General features: G+C 57.4%; 12 protein-coding genes and 1 pseudogene. 9 read left to right on the top strand and 4 right to left on the bottom strand.

The features are described 5' to 3' along the window. Positions 1-79 precede the first annotated feature (79 nt). From A4G99_RS18155 to A4G99_RS18145, 3 genes are all read left to right on the top strand, one after another. Positions 80-859 carry an IclR family transcriptional regulator gene (locus A4G99_RS18155; protein WP_066147315.1) on the top strand — a complete coding sequence of 260 codons (780 nt, stop codon included), beginning with the start codon at positions 80-82 and terminating at the stop codon, positions 857-859. Positions 860-990: 131 nt separating this feature from the next. Then, the gene (locus A4G99_RS18150; protein ID WP_066146903.1) at positions 991-1,332 is read left to right on the top strand and encodes a helix-turn-helix domain-containing protein; all 342 of its coding nucleotides are present in this window, start codon (positions 991-993) and stop codon (positions 1,330-1,332) included. Positions 1,333-2,156: 824 nt separating this feature from the next. Beyond that, positions 2,157-2,426, top strand: a complete 270-nt coding sequence (locus A4G99_RS18145; protein ID WP_223301975.1) for a hypothetical protein — start codon at positions 2,157-2,159, stop codon at positions 2,424-2,426. A gap of 620 nt (positions 2,427-3,046) precedes the next feature. Here A4G99_RS18145 and A4G99_RS18140 read toward each other — a convergent pair. The 3 genes and pseudogenes from A4G99_RS18140 to A4G99_RS18130 form a co-directional block, all read right to left on the bottom strand. Beyond that, positions 3,047-4,629: pseudogene (locus A4G99_RS18140) on the bottom strand (aldehyde dehydrogenase family protein). 237 nt (positions 4,630-4,866) lie between these two features. Continuing rightward, the gene (locus A4G99_RS18135) at positions 4,867-6,348 is read right to left on the bottom strand and encodes a sodium/proline symporter (protein ID WP_223301974.1); all 1,482 of its coding nucleotides are present in this window, start codon (positions 6,346-6,348) and stop codon (positions 4,867-4,869) included. 89 nt (positions 6,349-6,437) lie between these two features. Beyond that, entirely contained in the window at positions 6,438-7,190 is a 753-nt protein-coding gene (locus A4G99_RS18130; RefSeq protein ID WP_066146899.1) for an IclR family transcriptional regulator, read from the bottom strand. A 516-nt stretch (positions 7,191-7,706) separates the two neighbouring features. Between A4G99_RS18130 and A4G99_RS18125 the strand changes: the two genes are divergently transcribed. The 3 genes from A4G99_RS18125 to A4G99_RS18120 all read left to right on the top strand — a co-directional run bounded on the left by A4G99_RS18125 (position 7,707) and on the right by A4G99_RS18120 (position 9,930). Further along, entirely contained in the window at positions 7,707-8,540 is an 834-nt protein-coding gene (locus A4G99_RS18125) for a proline dehydrogenase family protein (protein WP_066147311.1), read from the top strand. A gap of 351 nt (positions 8,541-8,891) precedes the next feature. Continuing rightward, a complete protein-coding gene (locus A4G99_RS29925; RefSeq protein WP_150123151.1) occupies positions 8,892-8,996 on the top strand; it encodes a hypothetical protein in 105 nt (34 codons plus the stop codon). 724 nt (positions 8,997-9,720) lie between these two features. After that, positions 9,721-9,930 (top strand): hypothetical protein, encoded by a 210-nt coding sequence (locus A4G99_RS18120; RefSeq protein ID WP_066146897.1) that lies wholly within the window; start codon positions 9,721-9,723, stop codon positions 9,928-9,930. A gap of 6 nt (positions 9,931-9,936) precedes the next feature. On the opposite strand, the gene A4G99_RS18115 is transcribed toward A4G99_RS18120, so the two are convergent. Further along, positions 9,937-10,275: a DsrE family protein gene (locus tag A4G99_RS18115; RefSeq protein WP_066146895.1), complete on the bottom strand. Its 339-nt coding sequence runs from the start codon at positions 10,273-10,275 to the stop codon at positions 9,937-9,939. 243 nt (positions 10,276-10,518) lie between these two features. On the opposite strand from A4G99_RS18115, the gene A4G99_RS18110 reads away from it, so the two are divergent. From A4G99_RS18110 to A4G99_RS18100, 3 genes are all read left to right on the top strand, one after another. Continuing rightward, positions 10,519-11,802: a TIGR00341 family protein gene (locus A4G99_RS18110; RefSeq protein WP_066146893.1), complete on the top strand. Its 1,284-nt coding sequence runs from the start codon at positions 10,519-10,521 to the stop codon at positions 11,800-11,802. A gap of 105 nt (positions 11,803-11,907) precedes the next feature. After that, positions 11,908-12,702, top strand: a complete 795-nt coding sequence (locus tag A4G99_RS18105) for a nitroreductase family protein (protein WP_223301973.1) — start codon at positions 11,908-11,910, stop codon at positions 12,700-12,702. Between the two features lie 315 nt (positions 12,703-13,017). Beyond that, positions 13,018-14,430, top strand: coding sequence for an esterase-like activity of phytase family protein (locus A4G99_RS18100; RefSeq protein WP_082837895.1), 1,413 nt, complete (start codon positions 13,018-13,020; stop codon positions 14,428-14,430). Positions 14,431-14,450: the final 20 nt, after the last annotated feature.

Raw genomic sequence — 14,450 nt, 5'->3', positions numbered from 1 at the left:
CCTTCGTCGATGCCAACCGACGTTTAAACCAGTTCGGGTATAGCGAACATATTAGTGGTGTCCAATGTTATCTATGGACATGGTAACACGGAATGGGACGTCCGCTTCGACGGTATCGACGACCGAGACTTCCTTAGCGGTCATAGAGACCATCAGGACGCACGATGGTATCAGGTTACGCCAGTTGGCCGAGGAACTCGATCTCTCGAAAAGTACCGTTCACGCTCATCTGACCACCCTTCGGGACACGCGATACGTCGTGAAGGAGGGCGAATTCTACCACTTGGGACTGAAATTTTTCGAATTGGGGGAGTACGTCATCTCCCGGAAGGAAATCTACGACATCGCCGAGGAAGAGATCACTGCTCTCAACGACCGAACGAACCGAATAGCGGATTTCAGTGTCGAAGAACACGGACGGGTCGTTTCACTGTACAGCGAACTTTACGATTCCCAATCGACGTTTCTCAGTGATCGACGGACGTTTTATATGCACAATACCGCGTCGGGGAAAGCCATCCTGGCCGAATGTAGTAACTCGCGCGTAGAGAGAATCACGGATCAGTGGGGACTTCCCCATGAAACCGACCACTCTATATCGACTACCGATGAGCTTTTCGCGGAACTCGAAAACACTCGCGAACGAGGCTACGCCGTCAACGATGAGGAGGTAGTTACCGGCCTCTATTCCGTCGCCAAACCGGTTTATCAGCCTCATGGACGAGTCTGCGGTGCTGTGAGCCTGGATTGTCCCAAATATCGCGTTACCAACGATACCATCGACGATTTCGTAGCACACCTCGACCGGACCGTCCAGAACATCGAACGAACCCTCGGTGAACGCTCTTCTACCGGATAAACGGTATCCGCTATCGTCCGGACTAGCAACCGAATCGGTAAGCCCGATACTCTCCGGAACCGGTACATCGTCCGTCTCTTTTCGCAAGAGACTATACGGTTTGCATCCAACTTCTCTGCGTTGGTGATATAATGGCTCTTCTACCCGAACCATCGCCCGATATCGATACTGCACAGGCGGGGGATATCGAATTGTTGGATATCAATGAACAGGACATTGACTCGGTTTTGAGTACGCTGTCATCCAAGACCGCTCGAACGCTCCTCGTCGCAATTACAGAGGAACCGGGAACGCCGTCCGCGCTCGCTACCCGTCTCGATGTCTCGCTTCAGACGGTCTCATACCATGTCGACGCCCTCGAAGGAGCGGATCTGATCAGGGTCGCGGGGACACGGTACTCCGAGAAGGGACGCGAGATGAAGATCTATGCACCGTGCGAAAATCCCGTCGTTCTCGTCTTCGGTGCCGACTGAGGAGCGATTATTCCTCTCGTCGATTCATCTCCTCCCACGTACTCCCCTAGACTTTTTCCGATTCCGCAACGAGTGTATATTAGCACCAATGGGTTTCGTGAACAAACTCAAAGAGCTATTCACGACGAAGAGTGATGCGCGATTTGAATGCCAGATGTGCGGTGAAACCTTCGATACCGTAAAAGGGGTATGTCCGGAGTGTGGTGGCCAAGTCACGAAGCAGGGCCAACTGTCGTCCGATAATCGACCCGGACCCTGATGACGGGTGCACGTACTGTTGGCTGACAACCAACGGTCGATCCATCGTCGGTCCAAGTACAAACGAATCCACACAACGGATGCGGATCACACGACAAACGGGGGTACCTCACGATGTTCGAGGGGTTCGAACTTCCGACTCCGACCATTAGTGAGAACGGGTCTGCAAGTAGCCGTCGAGTCCGCGATTATGGCGATACGCGTTACTGTCTTATTTTCGAACAGTAGCACAAAGCATATACCGAACCCCTCGAAGGAACAAGTGTGGCGAGGTTGCCTCTGACACCCTGAATGTGTCCCCGTGGGTCTGGCGCCATCACTCCTGATCCATACTACCCCCCTGCACCCGCCACGTCCTCCATACCTGCTCGCACGCGTGCCATGGCGTGCCTTCGAGCAGGAATCAATCATTCATAATGCATACGCTGGCCATGTCAATACGACGGGATCCTGATCGACAGACGCGATTACGGGACGGTCTGACCGCTGTTGGGCTATTTCTGTGTTCGGCTGGATTTTTGGCCGTGATTGCACGGTTCGATCCGCCAGTTTTCCGATTTCTTCGGTTGGAGTACTTCGCCGTCGGCCTTCTCACTGGAAGTGCGGTGCTCGCCCGTTACGATCGAAACCTCCGTCGCGTCTGGCTATTCAACTTCGCGTTCGCCGCGGGATTCGGAATCCACCTCGTTGGCATGGGCATTACCGGCGAAATGCCAGGCCTCCCGTTCCGGATTCTGTGGGCGATTACCGTCGGACTCGTGATCGCTGCCATTCTCGGGACGTTGGGTGGAGTACTCGGACTGGGCGTTTCTCGATTGGTGGCCAGCATCCGCTGACCCCTGGCCGTTGGGAGTCCCCAGTGTCGGGACGTAGCACACTGAATTCGATGCAGCCGACCCCGTGAGAAGTCTAGGACCACGGAGTCAGGTACGGATGAACGAATCCTCCACGATGGTACTATCCACCAGTGACACCGATTTGCCATAGTTATACGCTACGTACTCGATAAAAGACATCTATTAGACAATAGCAGCAAATGGTTCGTCGAGATACTGTTCGATGGCAGAAATACCGAACACCATTTTTTGAGATATCTTCTTTAAAGACACGAATTCGTGAATATTCCCCGATTTGAGACTTTTTTCTGAAAACGATCGAATTCGAATCGATATACCGGCTTTATCGACACGGACGACGGAACGATGAATAAATTATCCAACTATTACCTGGGATCGACAAAACTACCCTGAAATCACCCGAAAACGGTAATCCGGTGCGGAATTCGATCCGGGAAACATGCGTACTGGCGGGCGACTGCTGCACGTTCGATGGTTTCGGACAGAGGCAAAGTCCCATAGGTTTCATGGCTGATGACGAGTCCCACATCGATCAAGCACACGCCCAGTGAAATCCAGTGAAATCGAACGGTTACCGGTGTCCCTTCACCATCGATCGTTCAGTCGACCCGAGTTCGGCTCTGTTCGCGCATGAACTGCTGGAGGTACCAGTAACCGCCTGCAAATTTACCGGTCGTGCCGGAGTACTTCCAACCGCCGAACGGTTGTGCCTGAACCAATGCGCCCGTCGTCGCACTCTGGGAGCGATTCACGTAGCACATACCGGACTCGATTTCATCGAACCACCGGTCGATTTCGTCGTCGTCTTGCGAGAAGAGTCCGGCACAGAGCCCGTATTCGGAGTCGTTCGACTTCTCGATTCCCTCGTCCAGATCGGATATCGGGTGAATCGTGACAAATGGGAGGAAGTGTTCCTCACGTGCGAGTTCGTGGCTGTGAGGGATGTCCGTGACGACGTCGGTTCGACGAACCGACCGTCCGCGAGTTCACCGTCCGTAGCGACGTTTCCACCGGTTCGAACCGTCCCCTCTTCTTCCGCACGTGCACAGATATCCTCGTACGATTCGAGCGCGCTGTCGTTGATGATCGGTGAAACGAAGGTCTCCCGTTCCGTCGCTCGACCGATATTCAGGTTTTCCGTTTCGGCGACCAAACGATCCGTGAATTCATCGATCACGTCCTCCTGAACGTACACGCGTGAGGTCGCGGAACATTTCTGTCCGCTGAAGGAGAAGGCACCCTTCATTACGCCTTCTACCGCGTCTTCGAGCGCTGCGGTGTCACTGACAATCACCGGATTCTTCCCACCGAGTTCAGCGATCACGGGTCCGTGTTTCCCGTGCTCGGAGAAGGTCTCCTGAATGGACAGTCCGACCTTCCGCGATCCGGTGAAAACGACACCCGAAACGTCTTCGTGCTCGACCAGCGGCTGACCGACGTCGCGACCACCGCCCATAACGAGGTTCAGAACACCGTTCGGCATCCCGGCCTCGGTGAAGATGTCGACGCACTTGTGTGCGATCAGCGATGTCGTTTTCGCGGGTTTCGCGACGACGGTATTGCCGGTGATCAACGCACCGGCGGTCATACCGACGAAGATGGCCATCGGGAAGTTGAATGGTGCCACGACCCCAAACACGCCGTACGGTCGTAGCAAATTCCTGGTGTGCTGGCCGGGGGTTGGCTCCCCGGTGTCGAAAGCGTACCCATCGGACCGCTCGAATTCACGGCTGTAGAATTCGAGAAAGTCGATGGATTCGTCGACGTCGGCCATCGCTTCCGTCCGGTTCTTACCGTTCTCCAGTGAGATGGTCGCGGCGAGTTCGAACTTCCGATCACGCATGATCGCCGCAGCGTTGCGGAAAATCTCCACGCGGAAATCGACATCGGAAGCCTCCCATTCGGGAGCGACGGCGGCAGCAGCGCTGACGGCAGCGTCCACGTCTTCCGAACTGCCAGCGGCGAACTCGCCGACCTCTCGGTCCAGATTTCCGGGGGATACGACGTCGAAACGGTCCCCCGTATCGACCCTCTCGCCGTCGATCCAAAGTAAGTGAGTCCCCCCGAGTTCCGCTCGGACGGACTCGACGGCTTCCTCGTACGCTTCGTGAAACTCCTCGACGGTACCGTTTTGCTCGTACTCGTGGAACGTCAATTCGTTATCAAAGTCTCTCGCTTGCACACTCGTAGGTGGCACTCGACCGGTATTATAGTTTGGGATTTACTGTCATACCCTACTCGGTACGGTACCGGACACCATATCGGAATCACCCATCGTTCGACTGAAAAACCACGACGAACCGGCGGAAAGCGACGATGAAACCCACGTTCCGCAGGGTCATACTCACCGTATGATATCCCGATACGCGACGACATTCGAAGCGGTGTACCGTGTCGAAACACCCGTTCGTTCGCGCCGTCAGTCCTGGTTCGCGGCGCTCGCGGACGGGGCGGGGCTGGTTAGTTCTCCGCCCGGCCACAGCAGGGAGGCACCGATCGCTGCGGCGAACCCGATCGGCGGTGCGATGAGACGAACCGTGATGATCGAGTTCATTCCGAAAGCGATCCAGAGGATGGTCGCGCCGGGACCGGCGACGAACGCCGCCACGAGGCCCGCCACGGAGAGGTTTCGTCGCCAGAAGAAGAGGAGAGTGAACGCAGGCCCGAAGGCGGAGAAGAGTCCGGTTCCGGAGTAACTCACGAGCGTGTACACCAGGTTCGACGTCAGGAGTGCGATCACGAGTCCGATCACGCCGACCGCAAGCGTGGCGGCGCGGGAGACGCGTAGTTGGGCCTTATCGCTGAACTCCTGACCCTTCTTCAGAATGTCGGTGTAGACGTCCTGTGCGACCGCGGAGCTAGCGACGACGATTTGCGAGGAAGCCGTCGACATCATCGCCGCTAGCGCGCCCGCGAGGAGGATTCCCCCGAGCAGTCCCGGGAGGTGTTTCAAGACCATGAACGGGAGGACCATCTCGCGGTCCGCCTGCAGGGCCTGCGGCGCGCCGTCGATAACGCGCGCGAGGAGGCCGAGGAGCACTGCGCCCGACGAGGTGAGGATACCCCAGACGGTCGCCACGATGATGGCCGAGCGGCGGTCGTCGCCGCTGCGGACAGCCATGAACCGAGCGTCGAGGTGCGGGTAACCGCCGAGGTAGAGGAAAAACCAGCTCAGGTTAGCGCCGAGGAAGACGAGCGCGGCAGCACCGGTCCGTCCGCCGAACCACGCCGACCGGTTTCCCCCGGAGGCCGCGAGTCCGCCCACGAGTGAGGTGGAGGGATCGAGGAACACGCCGACGAGGAGATAGCCCGGAAGCACCACGAGCGTGAACACCATCAACAGCGCTTGCATCACGTCGGTCCAGACGACGGACGGGAATCCACCGGCGAGCGAGTACGCTGTCACGATGCCGCCGATGAGAAGGACACCGATGACGGGGTCGATTCCGAAGGCCTTCTTGAAGATGTTGCCGCCAGCGAGGAACTGCGACCCGACGTAGCCCATGTAGAACACGAAGGTGACGAGCGCCGGGAGCGCACGGACGACCGGCGAGTCACCGGGGATTTTCTCCGCGAGAAGCCCTATCGGCGTGACCGCGCCCGTTTCCTTGCGACCTTCCATGAACGGCCGCGCGTAAACGATCCACTGAAAGATGGCACCGCCGGTCGTGCCGACGAGCACCCAGACGGCGGAGAGTCCTATCGACCACGCCAATCCCGGCACGCCGAGGAGAAGCCAACCGGACATCCCGGAACTCCGTTCGGAGAGTGCAAGTGCCCAACCGGGGATTTGTTCGCCCCCGAGGAAGAAGTCCTCCTCGGAGGAGACCAACTTCGTTCCCCAGTGACCGATCGCTACTACCAGGATCAGATAGCCAACTAGCCCGATAATGGTTTCCATACCCGCTTGTACCATATTCGTATGGGACTTTGTAGCATAATATATCAATGTACCGGTTCGGTTTCATTCCCTTCGAGTCGAGATCGCGTTCAGTCGATTTCGGCTTCGATCTCGTCGATCGTGTCGAACAGTTGCTGTACCGTGTGTCCCTCGATCTGATCGTTGGTCAGTCGATAGGTCGCACCGTCGATGGCGAGACCCCCGAGAACGGACCCATCGGGCTTCGTTATCTTCGCACCCACGCTCCGGAGTCCCTCGCGCTGTTCCTCGTCGTTGATCGCGTACCCCCGTTCGCGGACCCGGTCTAACTCCTCCTTCAGTGTGTCCCGATCCGTGATCGTGTTCTCCGTGAGTTTTGGAAGTCCCCAGCGGTCGATTATCTCGTCGACGCGCTCCTCGGACATCTCCGCGAGCATCATTTTCCCGCTTGCGGTCACGTGCATGTACAGGTACTGTCCGATCTTGAAGTCGGTCATTGCGGAGCCACCGATGTTGTGGTAGACCACGACGAGACGACCGTTCTCCTCGGTAGCGAAGGAGATTTCCTCGGGTATCCTGTCAGCGAGGTCGCGGGCTTTCGAACGGACGACGTCGAACGCTGGCTCCTTGTTCTTGGCGTGCTGGGCGTGCGAGAGGAATCGCAAGCCGAGTTGGTACGTCCCGCGTTCTTTCACCACGTATCCGTATTTTTCGAGGGTGGTCAGATGGTAGTACAGCGTGCTCTTGGAGAGGTCGAGTTGCGACCTGAGTTCCGCGAACGTCGCTCCGTTCGCGTCCTCGATCGCGTGGATTACGGCGAACGACGTTTCCGTCGTGGTGAACGTCCGGCTTCCGTCTGTCATAGTATCACATCACACAACCTCGACGCAAAAGCGTTCGCATTATGGGAACCACGTGTCGGCGGACACTCACGCCCGGGAAACCGCAGTCACATCTGGACACACGATCCGTGTAGTTCACAATGTTCGAACCAACCGTTCGCCACGTCAATTACACCCATATGTCTGTAACGTCTATCGTGATGCTTCACCATTACCATTACAGCCATATGTTCGTAAATATATCTGCGTTGTCTCGCTGGAGTACGCCGTGAGAGAGGACAGTAATTGGTCCACCCCAGTCATTTCCCGTGTTATTTCATACTATGTGAAACGGAGGTGATCGTGAGTGAACTCGACACCCGTGTCGTCGTCGGAACCAACCATCCTATGATGAGTAGTATCACATCCCATGCGAACAGCTAACTGACCGAGTTCGAGTATTGTGAACACCATGGCTCTACGGGGCTTCGTGGTAGTTATCGACCAATATTCGGTGAAATAGAATCATTTTTGCCACCCGAACGTCGAGTGGTGGACGTGATCCCACCGATAGCGAACAACTTCGTCGCCGGAGAGTCGTCCGAAGGAGCACTGGAGTACGCCGCTGATCTCAACGATCGAGGCATTAGCGCCATTCTCAACCTTCTCGGTGAACATTACCACGAGCGCTCGCCCGCGTTCGAGGACACCGAAGAGTACTGTTACTTGACCGCGGAGATCGATGACCGCAACCTCGACGCGTCTATCAGCGTCAAACCCAGTCAGGTCGGCCTCGACGTCGGCACGGACGTTTTCGCCGAGAACGTAGAACTCATCGTCGACCACGCCATCGACCACGACGTTTTCGTCTGGGTCGATATGGAGGACCACACGACGACAGATGCGACGCTCGACGCCGTCGTCGAAAACGCCGACCGCGACGGGGCCGACGTGGGCGTCGCCATCCAGGCGAACCTCAAACGGACCGGCGACGACCTGCAGCGACTGGCACGGAGCGACGCCACCGTTCGCCTCGTCAAGGGCGCGTACGACGAACCCGCATCGGTTGCGCACGCGGACAAATCGCGGGTAAACGAGGCGTATGAGGAGCACCTCGATTACCTCTTCAGCGAATTCGAGCACGTTTCCGTCGGTAGCCACGACCCACAGATGATTTCGCTCGCCCGGGACCTCCACGACGAGTGCGGCACGCCATACGAGATACAGATGCTCATGGGAGTCCGCGACGACGCGCAGGTCGACCTCGCGGAGGACGGAGTACGCGTCGTCCAATACGTTCCGTATGGTGGGAAATGGGCCCAGTACTTCTACCGCCGTGTCATGGAGCGCAAGGAGAACCTCCTCTTCGCCGCCCGCGCGATCCTCTCGTGACGATGCGTACCGGCACCAACCGGGCTACCGCTTGACGGGCCTTCGAAACCGTGAACCATAGGATTCGACGGGAGCGAGGGACACAGGTATCGTCGCTACTGCTGATCAGAAAATCGTCGTGAAGTGCCTCGATGACAGTCGATAACTTCCCGCAGTGACAGTTATATCTGTCATTTCTATTATATTTTTTCAATATTTGAAGTGAATAAAGAGATTCATAGTATGTATGAATTATTTTCTGCGGAACCGGTATTGAACGACATCCATTCCAGTCGAATCAGTGCCCAACCACAATATTACGACAATTGACGATAGATAATTTTATGATTGACGAAACCAAAGTCGGAGTCGATGCGTTACAAGTGTACTCGTTGTGGTTCAAGCGGTATCGTTCGTGACTACGGGACCTGGTCATGCGAAAATTGTGGATACGTACCACCACATGGAGCGGATTAGTGCAAAAAGAAACGAATAGACGCACAAACTCGCAGATTCGAGTCGATTCGAAACACGAATTGCACGTCCTCCGACTTTCCCAGGTAGCGGTAGAAGGACGAGGAACGTATTTAAATAAACGAGAGGGATCCGAATCTTACTTCCCAAAGTTTCCGAAGTCTTTACACATCACTACGGTCAGTATCACCGATGGGACGCTCGGAGAACCGAGTTCTGACCTTCGGTAGACTCGATGGCGCAGACGAGATAGACGCGACAAAGCGATTCCTGCTCGTGATTGCGTACAACAGGGAATGGTAGGGGGCCAGATGTGACCGATTGATACGACTTCTCTCAAAAAGCGATTTCGGACTGAGTTCGACGGTTCGACGAGGAAACCATCCAAAAGGCGGCCACTGACGCGTTTCGGTCGGTCAACCGCCGAAACTCGGTCGTGAAGAGCAGGCACCGATGGCTCACCGATGGTGTAAGTCACCGAGAAACGTCGAGTGCGATGCTGAGGAGAGGATAGAGTCGCTTTTGCAACGATTCGTCTTCGAGGAGTTCGATGGCACGGATTCGCGTACGAGTACGTCACGAACGACCACGAAGGATGGGAAATTTGTATTGGAACAATAGAGGGAGACTTTCGAGAGGTACATCCATAGGCGCGTCCCGACTCACCCCCCACTGCCACGGATACTCGCCCCACAAGGGATTTACCAACGCGACAGATCGTAATTCTATGAATCACACTGACGGGATTTCCCGACGAAAACGGCTCTGTATCGCCGGTGCGGCGGGTATCGCCGGGAGTATTCAGACCCTCCGTATTGCCCGCGGAGAGGGTGGTGCGATGGCCATCATCTCAGCGCTGTCCTTCGTAGTGGTGCTCGTACTCACAGGCTGGCAACTCTACAGGGAATCGAGTAGTTCGGATCCGGATCGACTCTGATTTGGCTTACGGTTTGATGTAGGCGTACCCCTCGTGTTGAAGCCGCGTTAGTTCGCCGACGCCCGAGGGAACGAGTTCGACGCCGTCGATCAAGTCCTCGCTGGTGATGTTCGTTCCATCGATCGTGTTGTGACACTGTTTGAAACTGACCCCCCGATTGAGAAGGGTCTCTACTCGCTCCTGATACGGAGAGTCCTTCAAAAGGAGCGAGAGGCCACCGCTGTTCGCAACGAGTGCGACGGCGTCGAGGGAAATCGTCTCATCGTCGAGCAGATTGGCCATATTACCGAGGACTCTATCGTGTCGTTCGGGGTCGTCGTTCGAGTGATGGAATACCGCTTTCATGCTCGCAAGGATGCGGCAACGAGGAAAAAGAGGCGGGATTTCCACCAGTCCGGGGCGTTGTGACGATACCACCTATCAGAGAGAACGGGCCGTAGAAACTACCGACCAATGACCCCCGTCCGAAGATGATGATTTCTGAACCCGTGAATCGGAATTCTCTCTCGAATAAGAAACCCAAACTGTGGACCGATACTGGATATATGTGTAGGTATTCGTATATATTGCACGGCGCGTAACAAATGTATGCGTCTCATCCAAGTTCTCATTCCGGAGGGGGACCGAGCGAACGTCCTTGCGGCGCTCGACGAGGAGGGGATCGATTATGCAGTCTGGGAAGAAACCGGCCGCGGCGACTTCGAAGCGCTCGTTTCGTTTCCGGTCCCCGACTCCGGCGTCGAACCCGTGCTCGATAGTCTGTACGCGGCCGGGATCAAGGAGAAATCGTATACTCTCGTCATGCCGACCGAGACGGTGGTCTCCGAACGGATCGGGGCGCTCAAGGACCGGTATCGGGGGTACCGTATCTCGCGTGACGAACTCGTTGCCCGGGCCGAGGACCTGGCCCCCGAATCCTCCACGTTTTTCATTTTCCTCATCGTGAGCACGCTGATAGCGACGACCGGGTTGCTCCTCAATTCGGCGGCGACGATTATTGGGGCGATGGTCATCGCACCGCTCATGGGACCGGCGATTTCGGCCAGTGTCGGGGCCGTTCTCGCGAACAATGATATGACGAAACGGGGCGTGAGACTGCAAGTAACCGGTTTACTTGCCGCAATCGTGACTGCCGCCGTTCTTGGCCTGTTGTTGAAAGAGACGGTCTTCCTCCCGCCGACCGATATTCGAACGATTCCGCAGGTCCTCGAACGCACCTCGCCGAATTTCCTCTCGCTGTTTTTGGCACTCGGATCGGGTGTCGCCGGAGCAGTGAGCGTCATCCGGGGAGCGGGGTCGTCACTCGTCGGGGTCGCAATCGCAGTGGCGCTCATCCCTCCCGCCGCCACCGCGGGCCTCGGTCTCGCGTGGGGTGATCCTGGAATCGTCCTCACCGCTGGCGTTCTCGTGCTGGTGAACTTGCTCGCGATAAACCTCTCGGCGCTCATTCTGCTGTGGCTTGCGGGGTATCGCCCCGAAAAAGGAAAACACGAGATACAGGCCCGACGGGCCGTTCGTACTCGAATCGCGACCGTCGTTGTCGGTCTCGTCCTCCTGTCCGTCGTCCTCGCCACCGTCACGTGGGCGTCGTTCGGAGTCGGAACCGTGAAGACCGACGTCAATACGGAGGTCAAGGCGATGTTCAACAGCGGCCAATTCGGAGACTTGGAGTTCGAACAAGCGACCGTGAACTACGATATCGACGAGGTCCTTCTCGACCATCCAGCGGATGTGACGGTCGTCGTGTCGTACGGACCGAACGGACGAATACCACCGGACGTCGCACACCGGATCGATGAGCGGCTAACGAAAACGACCGGACACGAAGTCGTCGTCCACGTCGAGTTAGTACAAGGACAGGATTCGACCTGACACGGGTCGTAAATCGGCGACCGTTCGTGTCCATTGCCGGTTACACTCGTTGGCCCCGTTCGGTGCGAACAAGTACTATAGCGGCCAGTGTCGTACCCGTCTCACATGGACTACTACGAGGTCATCCGTCGTCGTCGGATGGTGCGGAACTTCCGTGACGACCCCCTCGAAGCGGAGGCAGTCGAGCGAATCGTCACTGCCGGACTGCAAGGCCCGTCGGCCGGTTTCAGCCAAGGGTTCTCCTTCATCGCGCTGGAGTCGCCCGAAGACCGCGAGCGCTTCTGGGCGACCAACGAACACAACCCCCAACCCGAGCGCGTCCGCCGGGCACCGCTCGTGGTGGTGCCGTTTGCCTGCAAGGACGTCTATCTCGACAGGTACGCCGAACCGGATAAGGGGCGAACCGACCGCGACGAGTCGTTCTGGCCGGTTCCGTACTGGTATATCGACACGGGAATGGCCGCCTTGAACGTCCTCCACGCCGCCGTCGCCGAAGGACTCGGCGCACTGTTTTTCGGCATCCCCACCGAAGACTGGTCGGCGCTCCGAGACGCGTTCGACGTCCCCGAGGCGTACGATCCCATCGGCGCTATCGTCGTCGTCATCCCACGGACGACCGGGTCGAGAGTTCCGCCGATACCCGACGACGGAAGGAAGTCGAGGAACTCGTTCACGGCGGCCGCTGGAACGAAGCGTTCCGCTGAGGAAGTCGCCCGACGAACGTCGCGTTATCGTGTCAGAGGAACGTTCGATGGTGTCGTGCCAGATGAACGTTCGATGGGGAGCAACGTCGTATCACGCCGAACTGATACCGCTTCCGCGTTGAAGAGATTCGTCGAAGCATCTCTACTATGCGGGTTCATCGCATCCGCTCCAGCGACCGGACGGTATCCGACATGATCCACGCCGTCTCGCTCTCGGGTTCCTCGATACAGATCGCAAAGAACGAATCGCGGCCGTTATCGACGGTTATTCTGTACCCACTACTCACCAAATCTGGTTCACCGTCAAAAGACGGTTTAGGGGCGTTCACACTTGCCCTCAGAGTCACCAGTTGATAACGGCAGTGGATTGTATCGACGCCCAACGAGCGGGAGATTTCGGGCACGGATGGTGGAACCGCTCCATAACCCCTTCGTTGTCAAAGTTGGGCTCTTAATTTCTATAGTATAAAAATATATATTTACATATGGTCTCTATGGCTGTCTCGATTCGATGCGCGAAAAAACCACGCGGCGACGGATGCTCGGTGGAATCGGACTGACCGGTGCGTACAGCGTCTTCGGAAACAGACTTCGGAGTTGGGGCCGAGACCGGCACGAGCGGAAGAAGAAAGGAAACGACGGCAACACTCACGACGAGAACTGTGGTCGAATAACGAACGCCCGTGTCGAGGTCACGTCGCTCGACATGTCCGGTCTGTCGCTCGGACACGTCACGTTCCGAAACGGCTCGACTCGTGGGAAGACGCTCGACCTCTTCGTCAGTCCCGGTAGTGGGGCCGCCGCTCCTGCCGACGGATCGACCGATCGTTTCTACGCGGTCGGCGACCGCGGACCGAACATCCACCACGATGATGCAAAGGAGGTTACCGGCCTCGATCCCTCGTTCTTCGGCGACCAGTCCGGCGGGAAGATATTCACGAACCCCGGATATACGCCGTCGATCTACGAGATCGAACTCGATGATGGGACGCCACGCGTCGTGAACACAATCGCGCTCGCGGACGCGGACGGACACGACATCACCGCTATCAGCAACCCGTTGACCGTGACCGACACCGAGGCCGCGTACTCGATGAACGGGGCACGCATCCCGTACGATCCGAACGGGATGGACGTCGAAGCGGTCGCCCAACTCACCGATGGAACCTTCTGGATCTCCGAGGAGTACGCACCGAGCCTCGCACACGTCGCCGCCGACGGGAGGGTACTCGACCGTATCGTCCCGGCGGGCGTGGACGCCGACCTCTCGGATGCCACGTATCCCGTGACGGGTGACCTCCCGGCGATCGTCCGCCGACGAAAGCTCAACCGTGGGATCGAAGGGTTCGGCGTCACGCCCGACGAGAGCGAGATTTTCTTCGCGCTGCAGAGCCCGCTCGCGAACCCGGACGTCCACACGTCGAACACGTCTCGGAACGTCCGCATCTTCCGGTTCGATCTCGATTCCAAATCGGTCACCGACGAGTACCTCTACCGACTCGATCTTTCGGGTACGTTCGAGAAGGACAACGCGGACGGTTCGCCCGACCAGCACGACGTGAAGGTCAGCGAACTCAAGGTTCTCGGTGAGGGGACCCTGCTCGTCCTCGAACGCGTGAGCGAGACGATGAAGCTCTATCGCGTCGATCTCGATGGCGTCTCGACGGTTCCCGAGACGTTCGACGACGTAGATACGACGCCGACACTCGAATCGCTCGATGCTGCCGGTCTGGCGGACGCGGGCGTCGAAGCGGTCCCGAAGGACCTCGCGTTCGACACCGACGACTACGACGGCCTCCCGTCGAAAGTCGAGGGCGTCGCCATCCTCGACGACCGGGAATTCGTGCTGATGAACGACAGCGACTTCGGACTCGGCGATGCGACTCCGCAAGTCGTCCGCGTCCGTCACCACCGATCCCTGTAGGTGGTCAGTTCGGATTTGCG

It is taken from the genome of Haladaptatus sp. R4 (assembly GCF_001625445.1).
In the GTDB taxonomy this organism is placed as follows: Archaea; Halobacteriota; Halobacteria; order Halobacteriales; family Haladaptataceae; genus Haladaptatus.
Note: the sequence above shows the minus strand (reverse complement) of the source record. Positions and strands in the feature narration are given on the sequence as shown.

Coding starts and splice junctions, on each gene's coding strand:
- A4G99_RS18155 (WP_066147315.1), top strand. CDS start 80: ATGGTAACACGGAATGGGACGTCCGCTTCGACGGTATCGACGACCGAG.
- A4G99_RS18150 (WP_066146903.1), top strand. CDS start 991: ATGGCTCTTCTACCCGAACCATCGCCCGATATCGATACTGCACAGGCG.
- A4G99_RS18135 (WP_223301974.1), bottom strand. CDS start 6,348: ATGGAAACCATTATCGGGCTAGTTGGCTATCTGATCCTGGTAGTAGCG.
- A4G99_RS18130 (WP_066146899.1), bottom strand. CDS start 7,190: ATGACAGACGGAAGCCGGACGTTCACCACGACGGAAACGTCGTTCGCC.
- A4G99_RS29925 (WP_150123151.1), top strand. CDS start 8,892: ATGCGTTACAAGTGTACTCGTTGTGGTTCAAGCGGTATCGTTCGTGAC.
- A4G99_RS18120 (WP_066146897.1), top strand. CDS start 9,721: ATGAATCACACTGACGGGATTTCCCGACGAAAACGGCTCTGTATCGCC.
- A4G99_RS18115 (WP_066146895.1), bottom strand. CDS start 10,275: ATGAAAGCGGTATTCCATCACTCGAACGACGACCCCGAACGACACGAT.
- A4G99_RS18110 (WP_066146893.1), top strand. CDS start 10,519: ATGCGTCTCATCCAAGTTCTCATTCCGGAGGGGGACCGAGCGAACGTC.
- A4G99_RS18105 (WP_223301973.1), top strand. CDS start 11,908: ATGGACTACTACGAGGTCATCCGTCGTCGTCGGATGGTGCGGAACTTC.
- A4G99_RS18100 (WP_082837895.1), top strand. CDS start 13,018: ATGCGCGAAAAAACCACGCGGCGACGGATGCTCGGTGGAATCGGACTG.